This is a genomic window from Isoptericola aurantiacus, from assembly GCF_044769875.1.
Taxonomy (GTDB): Bacteria; Actinomycetota; Actinomycetes; order Actinomycetales; family Cellulomonadaceae; genus Isoptericola; species Isoptericola aurantiacus.
On the sequence record NZ_JBJBAE010000002.1, the window covers coordinates 329,743 to 355,160 of the forward strand.

Consider the following 25,418-nt stretch of genomic DNA (forward strand, 5'->3'; position numbering starts at 1 on the left):
CGCTGACCTGCGCACGGGTTCGCCGGGGTGAAGCCGCGCGCGGCCGCGGCCCCGTGGTGCGGCCGCGCTCAGAGCGGACGTCCGGCGAGGCCGTCGACCGGTGCGTCGTCGGCCGCGACGGGCCGGTGCAGGGTGAAGGCGTGCGGCGTCGGCCCGTGCCGACGCAGGTGCAGCACCCGCTGCTCCGCCTCGGGCACGTCCGGTCGGTGCCCGGCCGGGACCCACCAGCAGGCGGTGTACGCCTGCGCCATCCGCTCGAACCACTCGCGTCGTCGGGCCAGGACCTCCCGGTGCAGCCCGCCGTAGACGAAGGCCGACAACGCCTCGACGTCCCGCCACACCGACATGTTGACGATCACGCCGGGCGAGCCGTCGACGTCGAAGCCGAACCCCTCGATGTCGGTCGCGTCGCCCCCCTCGCTCTGCAGCCGCCACACGAATCCGTCCGACCGCTCGGCGAGGGAGTTGACCGGGTCCAGGAGGTCCACGAAGTCCGCCAGCTGCGCGCTGTCGAGGGGAGCGCGCAGCCGCGCGACGTTGACCTGGGCGAGCTCGTGCGACGTCGACATGTCCCGAAGGGTGCCACACGTGACAGATCATGGGACCGTGAACATCGGTCCCGACTCCCCCGCGCGCGCCGACGTGCGCGCCCTGCTGGACGAGCACCTCGAGGAGATGCGCGCCACCAGCCCGCCCGAGTCCGTGCACGCCCTCGACGCCGCGGCGCTCGCCGCCGCCCACATCACGTTCGTCACGGCCCGCGACGACGACGGCACGCTGCTCGGGTGCGGAGCCCTCAGCGAGCTGCGGCCCGGCCCCGGCGGGCACGGCGAGCTCAAGTCGATGCGCACGGCGCTCGCGGCCCGCGGCCGGGGCGTGGCCACCGCCGTGCTGGCCCACCTCGTCGGGCTGTGCCGTGAGCGCGGCTATGCGCGTCTGAGCCTGGAGACCGGCGTCGAGGATCTGTTCGTCACGGCGCGGGGCATGTACGCCCGGGCCGGGTTCGTCGAGTGCGAGCCGTTCGCGGCCTACGGCCCGGACCCGAACAGCGTGTTCATGACGCTCGCACTGGCGCGCTCCGGCGCATCGCGCTGAGCTCCTGCGCTCCGGGACCTTGCCGGGGGCTCCCGGCATGGTGTTGAGTGCACCGATGCTCCGTGGGCACTGCATCGCCGCCGTCGTCGTCGCAGCGGTCCTTGCCGTGGCGGCAGCCTGCTCGCCGGCCGGGGGCGACGACGACGTGGCGGCGGCGCCGTCGCCCGAGTACCCGTCGTCCAGCGGCGAGCCGTCCGGCCCGTGCGAGGTCGATGCCTCGCTCCTGTCGGTGCTCGTGCCGGGCGAGCTCTCCGGTCCGCGTGACGCCACCGTGGTCTTCCCCGCCTGTCAGTGGGTCACGCCGGACGGTGACGGCATCGTGCTGAGCCGGTACTCGGTCTCGCAGTGGTTGCAGCAGGATCCCGGGGCCCTGGACGACCTGGCGGGCAGCGAACGCCGGACCGGGGTGGATCCGGGGGTGCTGGCCGAGGCGGGGCGACGCCTCAAGGCCGGCATGGATCTGGATCGCGTCACGGCCTGCGAGGTCTTCCAGGCCGTGGTCCTGGGCCGCGAGCTGCCGGATCACGTGGGGACGTACGTCGACCCCGCACGTTCGGCCACGGCGACGTTCATCCCGCAGGAGGCCGGCAGGCACTCCGTGATCGCCGAGAGCTGCCGCGCCGGCCGCGTGAGCTCGGTGCACGTGGTGGCGGGCGCCGCGGGCACGCCGCAGGAGCGCATGGAGCTGGCCGTCGACGTCGCCACGGAGCTGTCCGCGCTCGAGCGTTGACCCGATCCTGACGTCGTCGCAGGTCACCGCGCCGTCGGCGTCGGTAGTCTCGCGCCATGGCCTACACGGAGAAGCGCAGCGGCACCGGCGGGGCGACGTCGTACGTGGGGCGTTTCCGCGTCGACGGGCGGCTGCGCAGCACCCGGGCGTTCCGCGCCCGGCGCGACGCGCTGGCCGAGGCCCGCCGGGCGGAGGAGGCCGGCAAGCGCGGCGAGTGGGTCGACCCGCGCGCCGGCACGATCACGGTGGCCGAGTGGTTCGAGGCGTGGCAGGCCGCGCGCGCCGACCGGGCGCCCCGCACCCTGGAGTCCGAGCGCGAACGCTTCCGCTCCCTGGTGGCCCCCACCTTCGGCGGGGCGGCGTTGCGCCGGCTCGCCCACGACGACGTCGCGCGCTGGGCCGTGCAGATGCGGGGCCCGACGCGCAGCGAACCGGCCTCCGCGGCGCGGCGGCGCGATGCCGTGCGGCTGCTCGTGGCGTTGCTGGACGCGGCCGTGGACGCCCGCCGCCTGACCAGCAACCCGGCGCGCACGCCGTCGGGCCGGGTGCCGTCGCTGCCCCGGGCGCCGAAGACCAAGGCGCACCGCTACCTCTCCCACGAGCAGCTGCGTCGCGTGGCCGACGCGACGGCGGCGCAACAGTCCCGCACGCTGGTGCTGCTGGCCGGGCTGACCGGTCTGCGCTGGGGCGAGGTCTCGGCACTGCGCACCGGCGACGTGGACCTGCTGCGCCGCCGCGTCACGGTGGAGCGGGCCTGGACGCGGCTGGACGACGGCACCCTGCTGCTCGGGGACACCAAGACCCACGCCCGGCGCGAGGTGCCGCTGCCCGGCGTGCTGGAGCACGCGCTCGTCGAGCGCATCGGCGGCCGCGAGACGTCGGCCCTGCTGTTCACCGGGCGCGACGGCGGGCCGTTGCGGCGCGAGTCCTTCGACCGGCACGCGTTCCGCCCGGCGGTCCGTGCCGCCGGCACCGCGGTGGCCATCGCCCAGGAGCTGCTGGCGGTGCCCGTCACCGGTGTGTACGACACGACCACCCTGACCGCGGTGCGGCGTGTCCAGGCCGAGCATGGCCTGGCGGTGACCGGCGTCGTGGACGCCTCGACGTGGGCGGCGCTCACCACCGCCGACCGGGACCGCCGCGAGGCCATGACGCGCGGGGAGAAGATCGCCCGGACGCGCCGGCTGGCCGCGACGTCCCGGGTGACGCTGCGCGCCGGGGCCGAGGACTTCCCCACCCTGACGTTGCACGACCTGCGGCACACCGCCGCCTCGCTCGCGATCGCGGGCGGGGCGTCGGTCAAGGCCGTCCAGCGGATGCTCGGGCACGAGTCGCCCGTGCTGACGCTGCGCACCTACGCCGGGCTGTTCGAGGACGACCTCGACCGGCTCGGGGAGTCGATGTCGGCGCAGTTCGCGGCGCACGAACCGACGGGCCCTGCTCACGATGTGCTCACCGGCGACGGCACGGTGCCGCCCGGGGTGGTCGAACTGACCGCCCGTGTGGCGCGATGACCTGGGACGACACCCACTCTGGACCCGTTCGTGCCACCTGTGCACACCCGCTTTGGAAAAGCGGGTGTCTATGGATGAACAGGAGGAGTAGGAGTAGTTTGCGGCTATTCCTGCGACGACTACTGCTGGAGCACCATGAGCGTCCTGTCCACCTCCCCCGCGCCCGCAGCGCCCCGTGAGCCCGTGCCCCCGCACGACGCCGAGGCGTCCGAGGAGCCGGCAGCGCCGCGTACGGGGCGCGAGCGGGTCTTCGCGGCGGCCGACGCGCTGCTCGCCGCCGGCACGCCGATCACCGTGACGACCGTCCGTGACCGGGCGGGCTGCTCGAACGCGGTGGCGACCACCCACCTGCGGGCCTGGCGCAGCGAGCAGGCCGAGGCCCGTGCCGAGGCCGCCCGCCTGCCGGAGCTCCCGCGCGAGGTGGCCGCGCTCGTCGAGCGGGGTGTCGCGGGCCTGTGGCGTCAGGCCGTGCACGCGGCGCGCCGTGAGCACGACGACGAGCGCACGGACGCCGAGCAGCTGGCGACCGCCCTGCGCCAGGACGCCGACCGGCTGGCCGGCGCGCTGGACGCCGCCCACGCGGAGCGCGGCGCCGTCGAGGAGGAGCTGCGCACGACCCGGTCCGACGTCGAACGCCTCACCGGCCGGCTCACGGCGGAGTCGCAGGCGCTCTCGGCCGCCACCGCCGCCGGTGAGCGCGCGCTCGGGCGCGCCGACGAGCTGCACGAGGCCCTGGAGCGCAGCCGGGACCGGATCGAGGAGCTGCGACGGGAGGTCGGCGCCGCCGAGCGGGCGCGGGCCGGCGAGGCCGAGGCGCGCGCGCAGGCTCAGGGGACGGCGGCCGGCCTGCAGGAGTCCCTCGCCGAGACCCGGACGTCACTGGAGGCGGCCCGCACGGAGTCCGCCCGCGCGCACCACGACCGCGTGCGCGCCGAGAGCGAGCGCGAGGGCGCGCTGGGCACCGCGCGCCGCCTGGAGGGCGAGGTAACCGCGCTGCGCGAGGCGCTGCAGTCCGCCCGCGCGCAGGCGTCGGACGCCGAGCGTGACCGCGCCGAGCAGCTCGCCGCCCGGGCCCAGGCCGAGGGTGAGGCCGCCGGCCTGCGCGAGGCCCTGGCGGCCGCGGTGCAGGACCGGTGAGCGCCGCCCACGGCACGACCGCGGCGCAGGTCGGGACCGGTGTCGTGCTCGATCGGGTCTTCGCGTGGCGGGGCCGGTCGGTGGCCTGGACCGTGCTCGGGTCGGGTCCGCCGCTGGTGTTCTGCCACGGCACGCCGTGGTCGTCGTGGCTGTGGGAGCCGTACGCGCGGGCGCTCGCCGCCGACTTCACGGTCTACCTGTGGGACATGCCCGGCTACGGCGCCTCCTCACGGCACCCGCACCACGACGTCGACCTCGGCGTGCAGGGCGAGGTGCTGGCCGCCCTGCTGGAGCACTGGGGCGAGCACCACGCGAAGGTCGGGCAGGGCGCCTGGCGACCCCACGTCGTCGCCCACGACTACGGCGGGGCGGTCTGCCTGCGGGCGGCGCTGCTGCACGGGCACCGGTACGGCTCGCTGTGCCTGGTCGACGTCGTGGCCCTGCGCCCGTGGGGCTCGGACTACTTCCGGCTCGTGGGCGAGCACGCCGACGTCTTCGGTGACCTGCCCGAGGCTGTGCACCGTGGTGCGCTGTCCGCCTACGTCGCCGGCGCCGCCCACCGCGACCTGCGCCCCGACGACCTGGAGGCGCTGGTGTCCCCGTGGCTCGGCGAGGCCGGCCAGGCGGCGTTCTACCGGCAGATCGCCCAGGCCGACGAGCGCTGGACCGCCGAGCTCGAACCGCTCCTGGCCTCCCTCGACGTCCCGACCCGTATCGTGTGGGGCGAGCAGGACACCTGGATCCCCGTCGACCGTGCGCATCGGCTCGCCGCGGCGATCCCGGGCAGCACGGTGGTGACCGTCCCGGACGCCGGGCACCTGGTCCAGCTCGACGCACCCGTGGCCCTGGCCACCGAGCTGCACCGGTGGTTGGCGTCGGCGACCTGACCGGTGCCCGGCGTCGACCGGCCGATCAGTGCCACCCGCCACGGGTGTGGCGAAAGATGAGGTTGGTCTCGGTCAGCGCCACGCCCGGGTTGGCCGACAGGTTCTCGATGACGAAGTCGTTGAGCACGTCCGAGTCCGGTGCCGTCACGTGCACGAAGAAGTCGTGCGCTCCCCCGATGAGGTAGACGTCCAGCACGCCGGGGAGCCGGGCCAGCTCGCGGGAGAACGCCGGCAGGTGCGAGCGGGCGGCCCCCTGCATGCGCACCGCGATGATCGCCTGGAGAGGACGCCCGGCCAGCGCGGGGTCGACGTCCGCGTGGAACCCTCGGATGACGCCCTCCTCGCGCAGCCGCCGCACGCGTGCCAGGCACGTCGACGCAGCGATGCCCGCCCGCGCCGCCAGCGTGCTGTTGGGGATGCGGGCGTCGGAGGCCAGGACGGTCAGCAGCCGGTGGTCGATCGCGTCCAGGCGCACGGTGTCCCGCGGGCGACGTTCCAACCCGGCACCGGGGTCCGGCCGCAGATCCTGCGACGCAGGAGGCCCTGACGGCTCGGAACCGAAGATCTGGACGACATCTCGCCAGAATACCGAACGATCGACCAGCTGACCGTCCGCTGCCCGCCCGTCGTTCCACACTGGTGGTGAGCGCGGTCACACCCCCGACCTCGCACAGCGCTACCGACCCCACCCCACCGGAGGCGACACCCATGGACATCGCGGTCCCGCAGGAAGTCAAGAACCACGAGGACCGGGTGGCGATCACCCCGGCCGGCGTCCACGAGCTGGTCACCCGCGGCCACACCGTGCACGTCCAGGCCGGCGCCGGGCGCGGCGCCGGCATCGAGGACGCCCAGTACGCCGCCGAGGGCGCCCGCTTGGTCGACGGTGCCGCCGCCACCTGGGCCGCCGGCGAGATGGTGCTCAAGGTCAAGGAGCCCGTCGACTCCGAGTACGACCACCTGCGCCCGGGACAGGTGCTGTTCACCTACCTGCACCTGGCCGCGGACAAGGCGCTCACCGAGGAGCTGCTCGCGCGCCGCGTCACCGCGATCGCCTACGAGACCGTGCAGACCGCCGGCGGATCACTGCCGCTGCTGGCGCCGATGTCCGAGGTCGCCGGGCGGCTGGCCACCCAGGTCGGCGCCGCCACGCTGCAAAACGCCGCCGGCGGCCGCGGCGTGCTGCTCGGCGGGGTGCCCGGCGTCGCCGCGGGCCACGTCGTCGTCATCGGGGCGGGGACCTCGGGCATGAACGCCGCCCGTGTCGCCGTCGGCATGGGCGCACGCGTCACCCTGCTGGACACCGACGTCGACGTGCTGCGCGCCGCCGACCGGGAGCTCGGCGGCCGGGTGCAGACCCTCACCTCCAACCGGCTCAGCCTGCGCGAGGCGGTGCTCGAGGCCGACCTCGTCGTCGGCGCCGTCCTGGTGCCCGGAGCCAAGGCCCCCGTGCTGGTGCCGAACGAGCTGGTGGCCCAGATGCGACCGGGCGCCGTGCTCGTCGACATCGCCATCGACCAGGGCGGGTGCTTCGCCGACTCCCGGCCCACCACCCACGACCGCCCCACCTACCCGGTGCACGACACCGTGTTCTACTGCGTGGCGAACATGCCCGGCGCTGTGCCCCGCACCTCGACCTACGCACTGACCAACGTCACCCTGCCCTACGCGGTGGCGCTGGCCGACGCCGGGTGGCGCGAGGCCCTGCGCGCCGACGCGGCGCTCGCGAGGGGTCTGAGCACCCACGACGGACGCGTGGTGCACCCCGCGGTCGCCGCGGCGCACGGCCTCGACCACGTGGGCCTGGCACAGGTGCTGTGAGCCGGCCGCCGGCCGGTGGGTGCGTCGCGCCGGGGGGTCGAGGGGCTCAGCGCAGTACGCGCCCGACGGCCCGCACCAGCCCTGAGGTGTCCACGACCCCGCGGCGGTAGGCCCCCAGGACCGCGCCGAGGGCGGTGCGGGTGCCCGCCGCGCCGACGGGGCGCCACACGGGGCGGTCGAAGACCGCGGTGCGGTCGGCGGGGCCACGACGCAGGCGACCGGTCAGTGCCGACGTCGCCGGATCGGAGCGCGCCGCGACCGCCAGCCGCGAGGGCCGGTAGCGCGCGCCGGGGTCCCAGCGGTGGGCGGGGCGTGCGTCGTCGGCCATGGCCCCATGGTCCTCGCCGCCGGGTCGAGGTGCAAGCCCTGCCCGGCCGCGGAGACGAGGTCCGTGCAGGTCAGGCGTCCGGGAAGCCCTGCGGGTTGGCCTGCTGCCAGCGCCAGGTGTCGGCGCACATGTCGTCGATGGACTTCTCCGCGCGCCAGCCGAGCTCGGTGTTCGCGCGGGCGGGATCGGCCCAGAACGCCGGCAGGTCCCCGGCGCGTCGCGGGCCGACCTCGTAGGGCAGCTCGCGCCCGACGGCGCGCTCGAAGGCGCCCAGCATCGCCAGCACCGACGTGCCGGTCCCGGTACCGAGGTTGAAGGCCCGCACCGGAGTGGCCATCGCGTCCAGGTGCTCGAGCGCGGCGACGTGCCCGGCCGCGAGGTCCTCGACGTGCAGGTAGTCACGCTCGCAGGTGCCGTCCGCGGTCGGGTAGTCGTCGCCGAACACCGTCAGCTTCTCGCGCCGCCCGACGGCCACCTGGGCGATGAACGGCATGAGGTTGTTGGGGATGCCCTGGGGGTCCTCGCCGATCTGCCCCGAGGGGTGGGCGCCGACCGGGTTGAAGTAGCGCAGCAGCGCCACGCGCAGGCCGTCGGTGGCGGCCGCGACGTCGGTCATGATCCGCTCGATCATGACCTTCGTCTGCCCGTACGGCGAGGAGGAGGACAGGTGCTCGTAGTCCTCCCGGTAGGGCACGGGGGCGTGCTCGCCGTAGACGGTGGCCGAGGACGAGAAGACGAGCCGGTGCACGTCGTGGCGGCGCATGGCCTCGAGCAGCGAGAGCGTGGAGTCCAGGTTGTTGCGGTAGTAGGACAGCGGCTTGTCCACCGACTCCCCCACGGCCTTGAAGCCGGCGAAGTGCACCACAGCGTCGAAGTGCTCGTGGTCGAACAGCAGCTCGGTCTTGCGGGCGTCGGTCAGGTCGATGGCGTGCACGGGCACGTGCCGCCCGGACAGCGACTCCAGGCGCCCGATCACGCTCGGCTTGGCGTTGGAGAAGTCGTCGACGACGACGACGTCGTGCCCGGAGGCGAGGAGCGAGAGGACCGTGTGGGAACCGATGTAGCCGGCGCCGCCGGAGACGAGAACGCGCATGGCCGCCAGGATAGCGACCTGCTCCCGTGCTCCGGCGTCGCCGTCGGATGCCGGACCGGTCAGCGTCCGCCGTCGAGCAGGCGGGCGAAGTCCGGGGTGTCGCCGAACGGGTCGTCGGGGGCGGTGGCCGCCGGCCGTGCGGCGACCGCGTCGGCGAGCTCACGGCCGGCGCGTGCGATGCGGCGCGGCAGGGCGGCGGCGTCGGTCTGGCCGGCCCAGTCGTCGGTGGCGGCGAACACGGCGGTCGGCATCACCTGGGTGCGCAGGTAGGTCAGCAACGGCCGCATCGAGTAGTCCAGCGCGAGCGAGTGGCGCTGGGTCCCGCCCGTGGCGCCCAGCAGGACCGGCTTGCCGGTCAGCGCGTCGGGGTCGAGGACGTCGACGAACGACTTGAACAGCCCCGAGTACGTGGTGGTGAACAGCGGGCTGACCATGATCAGGCCGTCCGCGGAGGTCACCGTCTGCAGCACCTGCGCCAGCTCCCCGGCGGGGAATCCGGTGAGCATCGCGTCCACGACGGCGTGAGCGTGCTCGCGCAGCTCGACGACCTCGACGTCGACCTCCTGCCCCTGCTCCCGCAGGGCGTCGGCGGCCGCGCCGGAGAGCCGGTCGGCCAGGAGGCGGGTCGAGGACGGCTGGGACAGGCCGGCGGTGACGACGGCGAGGGTGCGGTGGGTGCTCATGCGCGGGCCTCCTCGGCGAGCGTGCCGGTGACGTCGTCGGTGCCGTCGCCCACGTGGGTGGCGGCGGTGTGCCCGCCGGCACGGGCGGCGGCGACGCGTTCGGCGTGGGTGGGCGGGTTCGCCGGGACGTCGGCGGGGCGCTCGGCCTCGACGATCCGTCGCAGCTCGGGCACGATCTCCTCGGCCAGCAGGTCGATCTGCTCCAGGACGGTCTTCAGCGGCAGGCCGGCGTGGTCGACGAGGAACATCTGGCGCTGGTAGTACCCGACCTTGTCGACGAAGGCGCCGTAGCGGTCGATGACCTGCTGCGGCGAACCGACGGTCAGGGGTGTCTGGGCCGAGAAGTCCTCCAGGCTCGGGCCGTGACCGTAGACCGGGGCGACGTCGAAGTAGGGTCGGAACTCGCGCACCGCGTCCTGGGAGTTCTTGCGCACGAACACCTGCCCGCCGAGCCCGACGATCGCCTGGTCGGCGCGCCCGTGCCCGTGGTGCTCGTAGCGCTGACGGTAGAACCGGACCATCTGCTGGGTGTGGTGCATGGGCCAGAAGATGTTGTTGTGCAGGAACCCGTCGCCGTAGTAGGCGGCCTGCTCGGCGATCTCGGGCGAGCGGATCGAGCCGTGCCACACGAACGGCGGCACGCCGTCCAGCGGCCGCGGGGTGGAGGTGAAGCCCTGCAGCGGGGTGCGGAACCGACCCTCCCAGTCCACGACGTCCTCGGTCCACAGCCGGCGCAGCAGCGCGTAGTTCTCCACGGCCAGCGGGATGCCGTTGCGGATGTCCTGGCCGAACCAGGGGTAGACGGGGCCGGTGTTGCCGCGCCCCATCATCAGGTCCATGCGGCCGCCGGAGACCACCTGGAGCATCGCGTACTCCTCGGCCAGGCGCACCGGGTCGTTGGTGGTGATCAGGGTGGTGGCCGTGGACAGCGTGATGTTCTTGGTCACGCCGGCCAGGTAGCCGAGCAGCGTGGTGGGGCTGGAGGCCACGAACGGCGGGTTGTGGTGCTCGCCCGTGGCGAAGACGTCCAGACCCGCCTCGTCGGCGTGCCGGGCGATGGTCAGCATCGAGCGCACACGCTCGGTGTCGTCGGGGGTCCGACCGGTGGTCGGGTCCGTGGTGACGTCGGAGACGGAGAAGATGCCGAACTGCACGATGCGCTCCCGAGGATCAATTACATGCGTTTGCATGTACCCGGCCCAACCGGGCCGCCCCCTCGATTGTTCCCGAGTCCCGTCCCCCTCGCGGGCAGGACAGGGTGACGTCACCCACAACGCGGGCCACCCGGCAGGGCTCGACTTGCGAGCGGCCGCCGTCCTGGCCAGCCTGGTGCTGCGAGCCGTCCTTCACCGAGGACCCGGTACGCTTCACCGGACCTTCACGCCCGGGCGGAACAACCGTCGTCGGGGGCGCGTTGGATCCCACGGCCCCTATCCCTCGACCAGTGGAGGACGACATGCCTGACCGCTCCCTGCGCGGCATGAGCATCGGCAGCAAGAGCATGGAGTCCGACGAGGGCGTGGACTTCGCCCCGCGGTTCCAGGCCCACTACGACTGCCCCAACGGGCACACCATCATCCTGCCGTTCTCCACCGACGCCGAGGTGCCGCCCGTGTGGGAGTGCCAGTGCGGCGGCGAAGCGCTGCTGCGCGACGCCGAGCGTCCCGAGGCCAAGCCCACCAAGCCGCAGCGCACCCACTGGGACATGCTGCTCGAGCGCCGCACCGTCTCCGAGCTCGAGGAGCTGCTCGACGAGCGGCTCGAGCTGCTGCGCGCCGGCAAGCTGCGCCGCTCCGCCTGAGACGGACACCCTCCGCCCTGCCGTTGTGGGCATGAATTCGGCGGCCCTGGATCGATCCAGGGCCGCCGAATTCATGCCCACAACGGGTTCGGGAGCTGTGGCCGGGGTCGTGCCGGGTGTGGGACCGGGTCAGCCACGCCCGACCAGGGAGCGCAGCTGACCCCACCGGTGCCGCAGCCCCCAGCGCGTCGTCTTGCCCAACGCCTCGGTGACGATGGCCCGGGACATCTTCGACACGCCGGCCGCACGCTCGACGAACGTGATCGGCACCTCGGCCACCGCTCCCCCGCCGCGCAGCACGCGCCACGTCATGTCCACCTGGAAGCAGTAGCCGTGCGACTCCACCGTCGCCAGGTCCACCGCGCGCAACGTCGCCGCGCGGAACGCCCGGTACCCGCCCGTGGCGTCCCGCACCCCGATGCCCAACGCCAGCCGCACGTAGGTGTTGCCGCCCTGCGAGAGCACCCTGCGGTGCCACGGCCAGTTCACCACCCGGCCGCCCGGCACCCACCGCGACCCGATCACCAGGTCCGGCGCGTCGTCGCCGGCGAGCCGCTCCAGCAGCCGCGACAGCTCCTCGGGACGGTGCGAGCCGTCGGCGTCCATCTCGCACAGGACGTCGTACCCGCGCTCCAGGCCCCAGCCGAACCCGGCCACGTACGCCGCCCCCAGCCCGTCCTTGCCCGAGCGGTGCAGCACGTGCACGGCGTCGTCGCCGGCCGCCCGCCGCGCCGCCAGCTCCCCCGTGCCGTCCGGGGACGCGTCGTCGACCACCAGCACGTCCACCTGCGGAGCCGACGCCCGCAACCGGTCCAACGTCACCGGCAACGACTCGATCTCGTCGTACGTCGGCACGACCACCAGGGTCCTCATACCGTCCTCTCCCAGGTCCGGCGCTCGCGGATCCCCGTGACCAGGCCGGCCACCGCGAGACCGGCGCCGAGCGCCCCGACGATCCAGCCGGGCCAGTACCCGGCCCGCACGGCGGGGGTGAGCGTGGTGCGCAGCGGCAGCGCCGCCACGATCTGGTCGGCGGTGAACAGCTCGGTGCGGGCCACCACGGTGCCGTCGGGCGCGACGACGCCGGAGACCCCGACCGTGGAGACCTGGACCGCGGCGCGGCCCGTGGTCATCGCCTGCATGCGGGTCATGGCCAGCTGCTGGGTCGACTCGGCGGTGTAGCCGAAGGAGGCGTTGTTGGTGGGGACCACGATCACCTGGGCGCCGCGCTGCACGGCGTCGCGCACGATCTCGTCGTAGGCGACCTCGAAGCAGATGACGGTGGCCATCGGCGTGGTGGTGCCGTCGTCGCGCGGCAGGTCGACGACGGCCGGCTCGGTGCCGGGCAGCATGTCGTTGGTGACGCGGTCCACCTGCGCCGAGAACAGCCGCACGAACCCGCGCAGGGGGATGTACTCGCCGAACGGGGCCGGGTGCTGCTTGGCGTACCGGTCGGTCACGCCCTGGCCGGCCTGCCACAGCAGCGCCACGTTGTACCGTCCGCCGGTCGCGGGGTACTCCTGGGCGCCCACCAGGATCGGGGCGTCGACGGCGGTGGCGGCGTCGTCGAGAGCGGCGGCGACCTCGGGCACCTCCTGCGGGTCCAGGTCGGAGCCGTTCTCGGGCCACAGCACCACGTCGAGGTCGGTGTCCCGCCCGGCCAGGACGTCGGTGCCGTCGAGGTGGTTGTTGAGGACCTCGGCGCGGTTGGCGAAGGACCCGAGGCCCGGTTCGGCGACGTTGCCCTGGACGGCTCCGACGACCAACGGTGGCCCGGGGGCCTCCTGGGTGGCCGTGTCCGCGTCGACGACCTGGTCGGCCAGGTCGGCGGTGGCCACCGGTTCCGCCGGGTCGGGGCCGGACGGCAGCGGCAGCGCGGCCGGTGCCGCCGCGACGACGGCGGCGGCCGCGGCGAGGACGACGCAGGCGACCACGGCGGTGGAGACCGGGCGCCCCGTGCGGGCCGCCCGCATCGCCCGCACGAGCTGTCCGACGGCCAGCGCGAGCAGGACGCCGACGACGGCGACCAGCAGGGAGACCAGCGTGGTGCCGCCGAGCCAGGCGGCGCGTCCCGTCGGGGCGTCGACCATCGTCCAGGCCAGACGGCCCCACGGGAAGCCGCCGAACGGCGCTTCGGAGCGCCACTGCTCGACGGCCACGAACACGACGGCGAACGCGGTGACGTGCGTGAGCGCACGGACCGGGCCTGCGGCCGGGGCGACGCCGTCGCGCCACCGGACCCCCGGCATGCGGCGCGCCCACGTCCAGAGCACGCCCAGCAGCGCGCCGAACGCGGACTCGAGCAGGGCCAGCGCCAGCCAGGGCACGGTGTCGGTGGCGAAGTTCGCCCACCAGATGTGCGGCAGCCAGAAGGTCAGCAGGGCGACGAACCCGACCAGGGCGTTCCAGGCGGCGGCATGCCTGCCCTGGCGGCGCAGGGCCGCGTACAGCAGCGCGACGGCGACGAACGCCAGCGGCCAGGCGTCCACGTCGGGGAAGGAGGCCCACAGCGTCCCGCCCGCGGCGAGGGCCAGCAGGAGGGTCGCCGGGCGCGAGGTCCACCGCCCCGCGGGGGGATCACGCCGCTCCTGGGGGCCGACCACGCCGGCGGGTGCGGTGGGCACGGCGGTCATCCGCTCAGCCGTCGAGAGCGTCGAAGAGCACGACGCCGTCGCGCACCGTGCGCAGGCACCGCGGTGCTGCGACGTCGTCGGACAGGTCGGGCAGGAGCGGCTGGCCCGCGCGCGCCTCGGGGTTCCACTGCGACAGCCGACCCGGTGCGGACTGCACGGCGAGCTGCTCGGCCCGCCACACGGCCAGGTGAGCCGGCGAGCCGACACGCAGCTCTCCCGCACCGGTGTGGTCCAGGCCCGCCAGGCGCCAGCCCCCGCGGGAGTGGGCGCGGAACGCGGCGCGGGCGCTCATGCGTTGGGCGGGATCTGCGTGCCCGATCGCGGCGCGCACCGCCTGCCACGGGTCCAGCGGGGTCACGGGTGAGTCGGACCCGAAGGCGAGGGGCACCCCGGCCCCGGCCAGGTCCGCGAACGGGGAGACGTTGGACGCCCGTGGGCCGCCCAGCCGGTCGGCGTACATCCCCTCGGGCCCGCCCCAGGTCGTGTCGTAGGCCGGCTGGATCGACAACCCCACCCCGTACAGCAGCAGGGCGGCCAGGGCCGCGGCGTCGACGATGAGGGCGTGCTCGACCCGGTGGTGCCCCGAGCGCAGGGCGCTCGGGTCGGCCTGCGCGGCCGCGGTCTCCAGGCCCCGCGTCAGCTCGTCCATCGCGCGGTCCCCGACGACGTGGAAGCCGCCCTGGACACCGGCCGACGAGCAGGCCAGCAGGTGCGTGGCGATCTGCTCCGCGCCGAGGTACAGCCGACCGGTGGTCGCCGCCTCGCGCCCGCCCGCCCACGGCCGGCCCGCATACGGCGAGCGCAGCGCCGCGGTGCGCGAGCCCAGGGTGCCGTCCACGGTGAGGTCGCCGCCGATGCCGGTCAGGAACGGCAGCTCGGCCAGCAGGGTGCGGGCGTCGTCGGGACCGCCGCACAGCTCGGCACGGTAGGCGGTCACGTGCGGCAGGCGCTCGTCGGGGTCGCCGGCCAACGCCATGAGCCGGGCAAGCCCGTCGCGGGTGTCCACGTGCGGGGTGCTCATCTCGTGCACCGCCACGACGCCGCGCGCTGCCGCCTGGCGCAGGGCGGTGCGATAGGCGTCCCGGCGTCGGTCCGGGCTCAGGTCGTGCGCCGCGGCGCGGGCCCGGGCGTACGCCTCGTCGGCGACGACGCCGGAGCCGTCCCACGCCGGTTCGCGGTCCAGGCCGGTGCGGGCGGCGAACGAGGACGAGACCAGGGCCGTGTGCCCGTCGACGCGGACCGCCAGCACCGGGCGGCCCTGCGTGGCGGCGTCGACCTCGCCGGGGTACGGCGCACGCTGCTCGGGCCAGGTGTGCTCGTCCCAGCCGAAGGCGAGCAGCGTCTGCTCGCCGGACGGGTCGGCGGCCGCGAGGCGGGCGGCCCCGGCGGCCAGGGCGTCCAGGGCCTGAGCCAGGCTCGTCACGGCCGGGGCGGACAGGTCGACCGACTCCGCGACCAGGCCGGTCTCCAGGGTGTGCACGTGGGCGTCGACGAATCCCGGGGTGACCAGCGCGCCGTCGAGATCGACGACCTCGTCGGCGCGGGCGGCCAGCCCGGCCGCCGTGTCCTCGGCGCCGAGCCAGGCCACGACGCCGTCGTCGACGAGGATCGCCTCGGCGAACGGGTCCGCGGACGAGTGGACGACTCCGTTGCGGTACAGGGTGGAGGTCACGGCCGAAAGCCTAGAGCACCGGGGCGGGCGCCCGTGGCGACGTCCGGCCGGCCCGCGTCATGATCGCTCACAGGCTGGAGTACGCGACCACGCCGCGCAGCACGCCGTCCTGTGCCCTGCGGGCCCGGGACCGGAGCTCGGGCCCCGGTGCGGCGGCCGCGAGCTGGTCCAGCACGTCGACGATCTGCTTGCACCAGCGCACGAAGTCGCCCGCGGCGACGTCCGTGCCCCGCAGCACCGTCTCCAGCCTGCGGCCCGAGGCCCACCGGTGCACCGGGCCGACCAGCCCGGCGTCGAGCGTGCCCGTGACCGACAGCCGGTGCGCGGACTCCAGGGCGCCGAGCTCCTCGGCGACGTGCGAGGTCGCGGTCAGCGCCGCCTGCAGCCGGGCCCCGGCCCCCGCGGCCGCGACCGGCTCTGACTCCTCACGCCGGGCGGAGTAGACCACCACCGAGACCGCCGCGGCCAGCTCCGGCGCGCTCAGCTCGTCCCAGATCCCCCGGCGCAGGCACTCGGCCAGCAGCAGGTCGTCCTCGGCGTAGAGCCGTCCGAGCCGACGACCGGGATCGGTGACCACCGTCTCGGTGCCCTCCACGGCGAGGTAGCCGAGCTCGGTCAGCACCTCGCAGGTGCGGTCGAACGTCCGGGCGATCGACCCGGTGCGCCCCTCGATGCGCCGCACGAGACGGGCGTGCTCCTCGGCCAGCCGGTCGGCGCGCTGCGCCCAGCGGGCGTGGTCCTCCCGCTCCGGGCAGGCGTGGCAGGGGTGGGCGCGCAGGTCCGCCCGCAACCGCTGCAGGTGCTCGTCCGAGGCCGAGTCGCCGCCGCGCCGCCCCCGGGGGGTGCCGCCCCGCCGCCCGGCGTCCGAGGCGCGAGCGCCCAGGGCGTTGCGCATCGAGGAGGCCAGGTCCCGGCGCGCGTCCGGCCGGCGCGGGTTGAAGCTCTTGGGCACCCGCACCCTAGTCACGGCGCGCACGCCGTCGGGCAGGTCGGCCAGCGTGAGCTTCTTGACCTGCTTCTCCTGGGTCAGGACCGTCGGCCGGGGCCCGTCGAACCCGCCCTCGTCCCGACCCGGGTCGAGCACCACGACGTAACCGCGGCGCCGGCCCGACGGCACCTCCACCACGTCGCCGCGGCGCAGCTTCTCCAGCGAGGCCACCGCGTCGGCGCGCCGGGCCCCGCGCGCCGCCTGCGACAGCTCCTTCTCCCGCTCCGAGATCGCCCGCCGGATGCCCATGTAGGCGGCGAAGTCCCCGCGGTCGCACGCCATCGCGCCCTGGTAGCCCTGCAGCGCCTCGGCGTGCGCCTGCGCCTGCTTGGCGAGGTCCACCACGCCGCGGTCCGCCTGGAACTGGGCGAAGCTGGTCTCCAGCACCTCGCGTGCCCGCGCCGCGCCGACCTGACCGACCAGGTTGACCGCCATGTTGTAGGTGGGGCGGAAGCTCGAGCGCAGCGGGTACAGCCGGCGCGAGGCCAGGCCCGCCAGCGCCACCGGGTCCAGCCCCTCGTGGTCGACGACGACGGCGTGACCCTCGACGTCGATGCCGCGCCGCCCGGCCCGCCCCGTCAGCTGGGTGTACTCCCCCGGCGTCACGGGCTGGTGCGCCGTGCCGTCCCACTTGACCAGCTTCTCCAGCACCACCGAGCGGGCCGGCATGTTGATGCCCAGCGCCAACGTCTCCGTGGCGAACACGACCTTGACCAGCCCCCGGGCGAACAGCTCCTCGACCGTCTCCTTGAAGACCGGCAGCATCCCGGCGTGGTGGGCCGCGATGCCGCGGCACAGTGCGTGCTGCCACGACCAGAAGCCCAGCACCTCCAGGTCCTCCGGCGGGATCGTCAGGGTGCGCTGCTCCACGACCCGCCGGATCTCGGCCTCCTCCTCGGCGTCGGTCAGCCGCAGACCCGCACGCAGACACTGCTCCACGGCCCCGGCGCACCCGGCGCGCGAGAAGATGAAGTAGATCGCCGGCAGCAGCGCGTCGTCGTCCAGGGACTCCACCACGGAGAACCGGCGCGGGGTGCGCCGCTGCGGCACCTGGGAGCCGCCCGCCGGGCGGCGACCGCCCCGGCCCCGGTAGCCCCGGTCCCCCCGTCCTCGACCGCCGCCCCCGCCCCCCGACCTGCCGTGGGTGCGGAACATGCGCGCCAGGTCCGGGTCGATGGGCGGGTTCGGCCCCGGGTCGGTCGGGTCGACGTGACCCGCGTACAGGTCGAACATCCGCGGCGCGCCCCGCGGCTCCGGCGGCGCGGTGACCACGTGCTGCCACAGCGGGACGGGGCGGCGCTCGCTGACCACGACGGCGGTGTCCCCGCGCACGGTGGCCAGCCAGTCGCCGAACTCCTCGGCGTTGGACACGGTGGCCGACAGCGAGACGAGCTGGACGTGGTCGGGCAGGTGGATGATCACCTCTTCCCACACGGGGCCGCGGAAGCGGTCGGCGAGGTAGTGCACCTCGTCCATGACCACGTAGGCGAGCCCGTCCAGCGCGCTGGACCCCGAGTACAGCATGTTGCGCAGCACCTCGGTGGTCATCACGACCACGGGGGCGTCGGCGTTGATCGAGGTGTCCCCGGTGAGCAGCCCCACGGACGCGGCGCCGTGGCGGCGCACCAGGTCGCCGAACTTCTGGTTGCTCAGCGCCTTGATCGGCGTGGTGTAGAACGTCTTGCCGCCGCTGGCCAGGGCCAGGTGCACCGCGAACTCGCCCACCACCGTCTTGCCCGCGCCGGTGGGGGCGGCCACGAGGACCCCCCGCCCGCCCTCGAGGGCGGCGCAGGCGTCGGCCTGGAAGTCGTCCAGCTCGAAGTCGAGCAGCCGGCGGAAGCGTCCGAGCTCGCCGGTGGCGTCGGCCTGGTCACGTGCGGAGCGGGCCCTGGCGGCGGCGTACCGCTCGGCCGGGCTCAGGTCGGCCGTCATGGCGTCAGCCTACGGCCCGGGCGCTCGTCGGGCCGCACCCCGCGACCTCAGGCGTCGGGGACGTCGGACCGCCGCGGGCCCGGCGCGGCACCCAGCACCCGCAGCGCGCCCGGGACGGCGCGCACCGTCAGCGGCAGCGGGCCGAGCGGCTCGCCGTCGCCGTGGGCCGGCGGGTGCTCCGCGCCGTGCGCGCCGGGGCGGCGGCGTGGGGCCGTCAGGGTGGTGCCCGACGGCGGGAACGGGGTGATCTCGAGGGCGCCGGCCCGCACGACGTGGACGTCCCGGCGGCGCAGGTGCCGTCCGGAGAACATCTGCGGGAAGATCGACGTGGCACCGGCCCGGGTGAGCACCGGGGCGACGAGGACGTCGAGCAGGCCGTCGTCGACCCGGGCGTGGGGTGTGACCCGGATGCCGCCGCCGATGCGGTCGGTGTTGGCCGCGGTGACCATCGCCGCGCGGCCGGCCCAGGTCGCGGCGCCGTCGACGTCGTGGACGAGGCCCCCGCCGTCGACGACGCCGGTGAACCGCAGGCGGTAGCCCCAGGCCCGGAAGCGTGCCAGCTCGGCCAGGGCCGCCAGGGTGTAGCGGCTCGAGCCGCGCGGCCAGGTCATCGCGTTGGCGCGGGCGTTGACGGCGGCGTCCAGGCCCGCGGACACGGCGCCGGCGACCCAGCGCGTGGCGCCGTCGGCCCCGGTCGTCGCCACGGCGTCGACGGTGCGTGCGCGGCCGGTGCGCAGCGAGGCGAGCACGGCCTCGACGGCGCGACCGCCGCCGCGACCCGTCGGCACGCCGAGGCAGGCTGCGAAGTCGTTGCCGGTGCCGACGGGGACGACGCCGAGCGGTGCGGGGGTCCCGGCGACGGCCTGGACGCCGAGGTGGACCATCCCGTCGCCGCCGACGACGACGAGGGCGTCGAGGTCACCGGCTCGTTCCAGCCGCGCGGCGGCGGCCACGGCGTCGGGCCCGGAGACGTCCAGCACGGTGTGACCGTCGGCGGCGAGCAGGTCGCGCAGCGCGGCGCCGGCGGTACGGCCCCGCCCGTGGCCCGCCGCGGGGTTGACCAGGACGCCGACCCGGCGCGGGGCGGCCGGCGCCGGGGGTGTCACTCGACCGCGGCGTCGACGGGGGCGACGCGTCGACGGTCGGCTCGTCGGTCGTGCAGGAAGCAGAGGCCGGTGGCCACGAAGTACAGCGCGCAGATGGGTGCGGCGATGCCGAACATGCTCAGCACGTCCATGGTGGGGGTGACGATCGCGGCGAAGAGGAACGAGATGAGGATCGCCCAGCGCCACCCGGCCAGCCACGTGGTGGCCCGGACCGTGCCCATGAGGTTGAGCACCACCATGAACACCGGCACCAGGAACGCGATGCCGCACGCCAGGATGAGACGCATCACGAAGCTGAGGTAGAGCTGGGCCCCCACGAGGTTGGCACCGCCCTCGGGCACGAAGTCGTTGAGGACCTCGACGACGTACGGCAGGACGTACCAGGCCAGTCCCGCGCCGGCGAGGAACATCGGCACCGCGGCGCACAGGAACCCGTAGACGTAGCGGCGCTCCTTGCCGGTCAGGCCGGGGTTGACGAAGGCGAAGACCTGGTACAGCCACCAGGGGCTGGAGACGATGACGCCGAGGAACAGCGAGACCTTGACGCGGATGTCCATGGCCGTGGCCACGCCGTCGAAGTTCAGGCCGATCAGGGCGCCGCGACGGTCGGCGGCTGCCTCGAGCGGCCGCATGAGGGCGTCCAGGAGCGGGTCGTAGATGATCCAGCCGAGGATCGCGCCCACCAGCAGGCCCAGGGCGATGCGCACCACCCGCTTGCGGATCTCGACCAGGTGCTCGCGCAGCGGCATGCGCCCCTCGGGGTCCCGGGGGGTACGGGACATGGGCGACCTCTCAGGTGTTCTTCGGGTCGGTCGTGCCGCCGGGCTGCGGTGCGGCGTCGCCGCTGGTCGACCCGGCGGACGTCGGCGTCCCGGTCGGCGGCTGCGGCTCGGTGGGCCGCGCGGGGTCGGTGGTGGTCGGCGTGGGGTTCGCTGCGGCCTGGCGCGGGGCGTCGTCCTCGTCGTCGCGCAGGTCCTTGACCTCCTTCTTGAAGATCTTCATCGAGGACCCGACGCTGCGGGCGACGTCCGGCAGACGCTTGGCGCCGAACAGCAGCACGATCAGCAGGATGAGTGCGATCAGGGCAACAGGGTTGTCGAACAGCTTCGCCAAGGTGGGCTCCATGTCGTCCGGTGCGCGCCCGGACGGGCGTGCACCGCCAGTCTAGGCCGACCGCCGCGTCCTCGGGACGCGCCCGGCGTGGGGCGGCGTCGCCACGCGCGCGGCCTGGCGCCGCTGCAACCAGGTGCTGGTGCTCCACCGCCGCCACACGACGGCCTGGCGCTCGCGACGCAGGCCGCGCCGGGCCCACCGGGCGGTGCGCAGGCCGTGCACCCGTGCGCGCAGCACCGCGGGGTCGTCGAACATCGTGGGTCCGGACTCCGTGCGGGCGGCCTCGGCGGCCGCGACCGCCTCGGAGGTGCGGGCCGCGGCCGCGGAGAGCTCCTCACCGGCGCGGGCGGCCTGACGCAGCGCCCGGTAGCCGGCACGCACCACCTGCCAGGCGAGCAGCCCCAGCACGACGAGCGCGCCGAGGACGAGCAGCGTCCACACCCAGCCCCACATGCCCGCCACCCTATCGGGGTGGGGCGGCGTAGGCGTCCAGCGCCGCCCGCGCCGCCGCGGCGACGTCCGCGGCGACCTCCGCCGGGGTCACCGCCAGCACGTCCGGCGCGTTGGTCAGCAGCAGCCGGCGCAGCCAGGCGGGGTTCGTCACGCGCAGCGTCACCTCGAAGGACCCGTCCGGCAGGTCGGTGACGTCCTCGACCGGCACCTCCTCGGCCACCCAGCGGGCAGCGGAGGCCAGGTGGAGCCGCGCCCGCGGTGCCGAGGGGCCGGCGTCGGCCACGACCTGGGCGAGCGGGTCGACCTCGGCGTCCACGGTGTGCGCGGCGACCGGTCGGTCGAGCAGATCGGCGCTCAGGATGCGGTCCACCCGGAAGGTGCGCCGGTCCGCGGCGCGGTAGCACCAACCGACGAGGTAGGTGGCCTCGGCCTGGGTGAGCAGCCGCAGCGGGTCCACCTCCCGCTCGCTCGTGGTGTCCGCGGCGTCGACGTACCGCAGCCGGACCCGCCGGCCGTCGGCCAGCGCCCGGGTCAGCACGGCCAGGGTGCGCTCGTCCTCGTCGCGTCCCAGACGCACGTCCACCGCGGCGGCGGCCTCCCCGGTGGCGGCCGTGAGCTTGTCCAGCGCGGAGACGACGACGGCGGTGCGGTCGGCGTCGGCGCGCACCGCGGGGGTGGTGCGCATCGCGCGCAGCGCGGCGACCAGGGCCACGGCCTCGCGGGTGCCGAGCCGCAGGGGTCGGGTCAGGCCGCGCCCCTGCACGAGGGTGACCAGGCCCTCCTCGAGGGAGAACGCGTCGAAGTCGATCAGGTCGTCCGGCATGTAGCCGGGGGTGCCGGTGACCCACAGCGCGTCGATGTCCTCCCGGATGCGCTCCGCCGTGACGCCGAAGCGCCGCGCCAGCTCCTCCAGGCCCACCGTGCCCGCGCCGTCCAGGTACGCCACGATGCCCAGGAGCCGCACCAGCCGGTCGTCCGCCCGCTCAGCCATGCGCCTGCTCCTGCTCCGCTCCGGTCGTCGCCCGCTCGCGACGACGGTCCAGGGCGGCGGCGGCCTCCAGCCGGCGCAGCACCTCGGTGCGCAGGTCGTCCGGCGCCAGCACCACCACCGCGGCGCCGTACCCCGCCACCTCGTCCGCCAGGCCCGTCAGGGTGCGGAAGGGCACGCTGATCAGGTCCCTGCCGGCGGGAACGGCATGCCCGGCCGCCGACGTGTCGTCCCCGGGCGTCGACCGTGCCCGCAGCGCCGTGGCCCGCTCGGGGGCCACGGCCAGCACCGCCGTGCGTTCGGCACCCACCCGCGAACCCAGGGCGGCGTCGACGTCCACCCGGTCGGGGATCTCGTAGGTACCGGGCGTCGGGCCGAGGCGCACCCGCCCGTCGATGCGGGACAGGCGGAACACCCGCACCGCGGCGCGGTCCAGGTCGTGGCCCACCACGTACCAGCCGCCACCGCGGGCCGCGATCCGCCACGGCTCCACCCGTCGGGACCGCACCTGCCCCGTGCTGGCCGCACGGTAGCGGAACGTCACCGCACGACGCTCCGAGATCGCCTCCAGCAGCGGCCCGTACGCGTCGCCGGCCGCCCGCACCCGTGGTGCGAGCCCCGCCACCAGCTCACCGGCGGCGTCCCCGGCCCCGGCCGCGGCCAGCTTCGTCATCGCCCGCGACATGTCCGTGCGCAGCGTCTTGTCCGACCACAGCTGGGCGGCCAGCGCCACCACGCCCAGCTCCGCGGGTGTCAGGTCGACCGGCGGCAGCGCGTACGCCTCGTTGTCGATGCGGTAGCCGACGTCCTCGCTGTGACCCGATCCCTCCACGGTGACGATCGGCACACCCAGCGCCCGCAGGGTGTCCTTGTCCCGCTCGAACATCCGCTCGAAGGCGTCCGTCGAGGACGCCGCGTCGTAGCCGTGCACGCGGGCGCGCACCTGCTGCTTGGTCATCGCGCCCGAGGTGTTCACCAGCGCGATCACGAGGTTCAGCAGGCGCTCGTCCGGTCGGGTGGCCGCGCCCGACTCGTTGCCAGCACTCATCGGGCCCCACGTTAGCCGCCGGTACGCTGTTCCGGGTGACGACAGGGCCGACGCCAACCTCCCCCGACCACCGCGCCGCGCACCTGACCTGGCGCAGCGGCACCGTGACCGCCCGCGGCCACGCCCACCCCGGGGCCCGCGAGCTCACCGTGCGGCTCACCGCACCGCTGCCCGACGGCGTGACCGACCAGGTGCGCGCGCTCGCCTACACCACCCTGGTGGGCGACCCCGACGTCGGGGACCGCCTCCAGCTCAACGTCTCCGCCCTCGCCCGGGGGCTCGGCACCGGCGGCTACGCCCTCGTCGTCGCCCCCCGCGACGGCCTGCCCGCCGACCCGCCCCCCGGACCCGGGCACCTCGTCAAGGCGCGGTACACCCCGCTGCAGGCCATGGTGCTCGGCGTCGACGAGCAGGAGTCCGAGCACCACAGCACGCTGCAGGACGCCGACGACCTCGCGGGGCTGCCCGTCGTGGTGGCCGACCTGCACTCCGCACTGCCGGCGATCGTCGCCGGCGCCCGCGACACGGCCGAACGCGCCGGCGCCCCCGCCCCGCGCGTCGCCTACCTCATGACCGACGGCGGCGCGCTGCCCGCCGCGTTCTCCCGCACCGTCGCGACCCTGCGCGAGACCGGCTGGCTGACCACCACCATCACCGCGGGGCAGGCGTTCGGCGGCGACCTGGAGGCCGTCACCGTGCACACCGGACTGCTCGCCGCCCGGCACGTCGCCCACGCCGACCTCGTCGTCGTCGCCCAGGGCCCCGGCAACCTCGGCACCGGCACCCGCTGGGGGTTCTCCGGCGTGGCCGCCGGCGAGGCCGTCAACGCCGCGGCCACCCTCGGCGGGCGGGCGGTCGCCTCCCTGCGCGTCTCGGGTGCCGATCCCCGCGACCGCCACCTCGGCGTCTCCCACCACTCCCTGACCGCCTACGGCCGCGTCGCGCTCACCCCCGCCGACGTCGTCGTGCCCCGACCCGACCCGCAGCTCGAGGACCGCCCCGCCTGGGGCGCCGACCTCACCGCCCGCATCCGCACCCAGGCCGCCACCCTCGCCGCCCGCCACCGCGTCGTGGAGCAGGCCGTCGACACCCACGCACTCGACGTCCTGCGCCGGACCCCCGTCCGCCTGTCCACCATGGGCCGCGACCTGGACGCCGACCCCGCGGCGTTCGTCGCCGCCTACGCCGCCGGCCGGCACGCCCAGAGCCTCACATGAGACCGCGCGACGCCGTCCGCCACCCCGCCGTCCTGTTCGGCCTCGTCGGGCTCGCCGTCCTCGGCGCCGCGGCCGCCACCCCCTGGACCGTCCACCTGCCCGACGCCCTCCTCGACAGCGCCGACCTCACCCCGCCCGCGGCGACCCAGCCCCCGGTCGCCCCCTCCCCCGCGCCCCAGGACACCAGCAGCGGCCAGGACCACGACGTCCTGCTCACCGCCCTCCTGGCGCTCGCAGCCCTCGCCCTCGCCCTGCTGCTCTGGTACGGCGGCCGACGCCTCGTCACCGCCCTGCGCGACGCACCCCCACCACCCCCCGACCCCGACCACCTCGACGCCGGTGAGGCCGCACCCGGCACCGACGCCCCCGTCGTCCCCCTGCCCGAGCTCACCGACGCCGTCACCCGAGCCCTCGCACACCTCGAGGACGCACCCACACCCGACGACGCCGTCGTCGCCGCCTGGATCGCCCTCGAGGAGGTCGCCGCCGAGCACGGCACCCGCCGCCACCCCGCCCAGACACCCACCGAGTTCACCCAGGACGTCCTCGGACGCACCCCCGCACCACCCGACGCCACCGCCACGCTGCGCACCCTGTACCAGCAGGCCCGGTTCACCGGCCACCCCACCCGACCCGCCCAGGTCGAGGCCGCACGAGCCGCACTGACCGGGATCGCCCGCGCCCTCGAGGACCACCGCACCGGGACACCGACATGACCCGCCGCCACCTGCCCGTCGCGATCACGCTCCTCGTCGCCCTCCTGCTCGCCACCACCGGAACCCTCGACCCCGTCCACGCCCTCGCCCTGCCCGCCGCCGCCCTCGCCACCTGGTACGCCTGGGCCGCGCTCGACCACGGCGAGCACCCCGACTGGCCCACCGCACCCGACGAACAGCGCGACGGCGCACGCCGCGACGTCTCCGACCTCGGCTGGGCCGCCTTCACCCGCGACGGCCGCGTCTCCCCCCGCGTCACCCGGCGCGTCGCCACCCTCGCCGCCGCACGGCTCGCCCACCACGGCATCGACCCCGACGACCCCGCCCAGCACGCCCGCGCCGCAGAGATCCTCGGCGCCGACGTCCTGGACGGACTCCGCTCCACCCACCCACCCACCCCACGCACCCTGCACCACTGGCTCGACGCCCTCGACCGGCTCACCGACCCCCCACGACGCTGAAG

At 75.3% G+C, this 25,418-nt stretch carries 26 protein-coding genes; 10 read left to right on the top strand and 16 right to left on the bottom strand.

Going from position 1 to position 25,418, the window contains the following annotated elements; genetic code table 11:
• Positions 1-68: 68 nt before the first annotated feature.
• Complete coding sequence (locus ACIQLL_RS08345; RefSeq protein WP_402465406.1) at positions 69-569, bottom strand: DUF3291 domain-containing protein; 501 nt, start codon at positions 567-569, stop codon at positions 69-71.
• Between ACIQLL_RS08345 and ACIQLL_RS08350 the strand changes: the two genes are divergently transcribed.
• The 5 genes from ACIQLL_RS08350 (at position 568) to ACIQLL_RS08370 (ending at position 5,363) form a co-directional block, all read left to right on the top strand.
• The gene (locus tag ACIQLL_RS08350) at positions 568-1,095 is read left to right on the top strand and encodes a GNAT family N-acetyltransferase (RefSeq protein WP_402465409.1); all 528 of its coding nucleotides are present in this window, start codon (positions 568-570) and stop codon (positions 1,093-1,095) included. The two genes, ACIQLL_RS08345 and ACIQLL_RS08350, sit on opposite strands and share 2 nt — an antisense overlap.
• A 55-nt stretch (positions 1,096-1,150) precedes the next feature.
• The gene (locus ACIQLL_RS08355) at positions 1,151-1,825 is read left to right on the top strand and encodes a hypothetical protein (RefSeq protein WP_402465412.1); all 675 of its coding nucleotides are present in this window, start codon (positions 1,151-1,153) and stop codon (positions 1,823-1,825) included.
• 56 nt (positions 1,826-1,881) lie between these two features.
• Positions 1,882-3,339, top strand: coding sequence for a tyrosine-type recombinase/integrase (locus tag ACIQLL_RS08360; RefSeq protein ID WP_402465414.1), 1,458 nt, complete (start codon positions 1,882-1,884; stop codon positions 3,337-3,339).
• A gap of 135 nt (positions 3,340-3,474) precedes the next feature.
• Entirely contained in the window at positions 3,475-4,476 is a 1,002-nt protein-coding gene (locus tag ACIQLL_RS08365) for a DNA-binding protein (RefSeq protein ID WP_402465417.1), read from the top strand.
• Positions 4,473-5,363, top strand: coding sequence for an alpha/beta fold hydrolase (locus ACIQLL_RS08370; protein WP_402465418.1), 891 nt, complete (start codon positions 4,473-4,475; stop codon positions 5,361-5,363). The genes ACIQLL_RS08365 and ACIQLL_RS08370 overlap by 4 nt, the downstream gene beginning before the upstream one ends.
• Before the next feature lie 25 nt (positions 5,364-5,388).
• Here the strand turns inward: ACIQLL_RS08370 and ACIQLL_RS08375 are convergent, their stop codons facing one another.
• On the bottom strand, positions 5,389-5,862 hold the full coding sequence (locus tag ACIQLL_RS08375; RefSeq protein WP_402465421.1) for an Lrp/AsnC family transcriptional regulator: 474 nt from the start codon (positions 5,860-5,862) through the stop codon (positions 5,389-5,391).
• Positions 5,863-6,071: 209 nt separating this feature from the next.
• Between ACIQLL_RS08375 and ald the strand changes: the two genes are divergently transcribed.
• Positions 6,072-7,184 (top strand): alanine dehydrogenase, encoded by a 1,113-nt coding sequence (gene ald / locus ACIQLL_RS08380; protein ID WP_402465423.1) that lies wholly within the window; start codon positions 6,072-6,074, stop codon positions 7,182-7,184.
• A 46-nt stretch (positions 7,185-7,230) separates the two neighbouring features.
• Here the strand turns inward: ald and ACIQLL_RS08385 are convergent, their stop codons facing one another.
• The 4 genes from ACIQLL_RS08385 to ACIQLL_RS08400 form a co-directional block, all read right to left on the bottom strand.
• A complete protein-coding gene (locus tag ACIQLL_RS08385) occupies positions 7,231-7,512 on the bottom strand; it encodes a hypothetical protein (RefSeq protein ID WP_402465426.1) in 282 nt (93 codons plus the stop codon).
• A gap of 70 nt (positions 7,513-7,582) precedes the next feature.
• A complete protein-coding gene (gene galE / locus ACIQLL_RS08390; protein WP_402465429.1) occupies positions 7,583-8,605 on the bottom strand; it encodes a UDP-glucose 4-epimerase GalE in 1,023 nt (340 codons plus the stop codon).
• Between the two features lie 59 nt (positions 8,606-8,664).
• Positions 8,665-9,288, bottom strand: a complete 624-nt coding sequence (locus ACIQLL_RS08395) for an FMN reductase (protein ID WP_402465432.1) — start codon at positions 9,286-9,288, stop codon at positions 8,665-8,667.
• Complete coding sequence (locus ACIQLL_RS08400) at positions 9,285-10,442, bottom strand: LLM class flavin-dependent oxidoreductase (RefSeq protein ID WP_402465434.1); 1,158 nt, start codon at positions 10,440-10,442, stop codon at positions 9,285-9,287. The genes ACIQLL_RS08395 and ACIQLL_RS08400 overlap by 4 nt, the downstream gene beginning before the upstream one ends.
• A gap of 302 nt (positions 10,443-10,744) precedes the next feature.
• On the opposite strand from ACIQLL_RS08400, the gene ACIQLL_RS08405 reads away from it, so the two are divergent.
• Entirely contained in the window at positions 10,745-11,089 is a 345-nt protein-coding gene (locus ACIQLL_RS08405) for an RNA polymerase-binding protein RbpA (RefSeq protein ID WP_402465437.1), read from the top strand.
• A 129-nt stretch (positions 11,090-11,218) separates the two neighbouring features.
• Here the strand turns inward: ACIQLL_RS08405 and ACIQLL_RS08410 are convergent, their stop codons facing one another.
• From ACIQLL_RS08410 to ACIQLL_RS08455, 10 genes are all read right to left on the bottom strand, one after another.
• Positions 11,219-11,962, bottom strand: a complete 744-nt coding sequence (locus ACIQLL_RS08410; RefSeq protein ID WP_402465439.1) for a polyprenol monophosphomannose synthase — start codon at positions 11,960-11,962, stop codon at positions 11,219-11,221.
• On the bottom strand, positions 11,959-13,713 hold the full coding sequence (lnt, locus tag ACIQLL_RS08415) for an apolipoprotein N-acyltransferase (protein ID WP_402465442.1): 1,755 nt from the start codon (positions 13,711-13,713) through the stop codon (positions 11,959-11,961). The genes ACIQLL_RS08410 and lnt overlap by 4 nt, the downstream gene beginning before the upstream one ends.
• A 13-nt stretch (positions 13,714-13,726) precedes the next feature.
• The gene (locus ACIQLL_RS08420) at positions 13,727-15,394 is read right to left on the bottom strand and encodes an amidohydrolase (RefSeq protein ID WP_402465445.1); all 1,668 of its coding nucleotides are present in this window, start codon (positions 15,392-15,394) and stop codon (positions 13,727-13,729) included.
• A gap of 67 nt (positions 15,395-15,461) precedes the next feature.
• Complete coding sequence (locus ACIQLL_RS08425; protein ID WP_402465448.1) at positions 15,462-18,314, bottom strand: DEAD/DEAH box helicase; 2,853 nt, start codon at positions 18,312-18,314, stop codon at positions 15,462-15,464.
• A 47-nt stretch (positions 18,315-18,361) separates the two neighbouring features.
• The gene (locus ACIQLL_RS08430) at positions 18,362-19,420 is read right to left on the bottom strand and encodes a diacylglycerol/lipid kinase family protein (protein ID WP_402465450.1); all 1,059 of its coding nucleotides are present in this window, start codon (positions 19,418-19,420) and stop codon (positions 18,362-18,364) included.
• On the bottom strand, positions 19,417-20,202 hold the full coding sequence (gene tatC / locus ACIQLL_RS08435) for a twin-arginine translocase subunit TatC (RefSeq protein ID WP_402465452.1): 786 nt from the start codon (positions 20,200-20,202) through the stop codon (positions 19,417-19,419). Before tatC ends, ACIQLL_RS08430 begins: the two co-directional genes overlap by 4 nt.
• A 10-nt stretch (positions 20,203-20,212) precedes the next feature.
• Complete coding sequence (tatA, locus tag ACIQLL_RS08440; RefSeq protein WP_402465455.1) at positions 20,213-20,533, bottom strand: Sec-independent protein translocase subunit TatA; 321 nt, start codon at positions 20,531-20,533, stop codon at positions 20,213-20,215.
• A gap of 51 nt (positions 20,534-20,584) precedes the next feature.
• The gene (locus ACIQLL_RS08445; RefSeq protein ID WP_402465458.1) at positions 20,585-20,986 is read right to left on the bottom strand and encodes a hypothetical protein; all 402 of its coding nucleotides are present in this window, start codon (positions 20,984-20,986) and stop codon (positions 20,585-20,587) included.
• 10 nt (positions 20,987-20,996) lie between these two features.
• A complete protein-coding gene (locus ACIQLL_RS08450; RefSeq protein WP_402465461.1) occupies positions 20,997-21,977 on the bottom strand; it encodes a helix-turn-helix transcriptional regulator in 981 nt (326 codons plus the stop codon).
• Entirely contained in the window at positions 21,970-23,022 is a 1,053-nt protein-coding gene (locus ACIQLL_RS08455; protein ID WP_402465463.1) for a helix-turn-helix transcriptional regulator, read from the bottom strand. Before ACIQLL_RS08455 ends, ACIQLL_RS08450 begins: the two co-directional genes overlap by 8 nt.
• Positions 23,023-23,057: 35 nt before the next feature.
• Between ACIQLL_RS08455 and ACIQLL_RS08460 the strand changes: the two genes are divergently transcribed.
• Genes ACIQLL_RS08460 through ACIQLL_RS08470 form a run of 3 tightly spaced genes read left to right on the top strand, consistent with a single transcriptional unit; the run spans position 23,058 to position 25,416 of the window.
• Entirely contained in the window at positions 23,058-24,239 is a 1,182-nt protein-coding gene (locus ACIQLL_RS08460; protein ID WP_402465465.1) for a DUF3866 family protein, read from the top strand.
• On the top strand, positions 24,236-24,955 hold the full coding sequence (locus ACIQLL_RS08465; RefSeq protein ID WP_402465467.1) for a DUF4129 domain-containing protein: 720 nt from the start codon (positions 24,236-24,238) through the stop codon (positions 24,953-24,955). The genes ACIQLL_RS08460 and ACIQLL_RS08465 overlap by 4 nt, the downstream gene beginning before the upstream one ends.
• Positions 24,952-25,416, top strand: coding sequence for a hypothetical protein (locus tag ACIQLL_RS08470; protein ID WP_402465469.1), 465 nt, complete (start codon positions 24,952-24,954; stop codon positions 25,414-25,416). Before ACIQLL_RS08465 ends, ACIQLL_RS08470 begins: the two co-directional genes overlap by 4 nt.
• Positions 25,417-25,418: the final 2 nt, after the last annotated feature.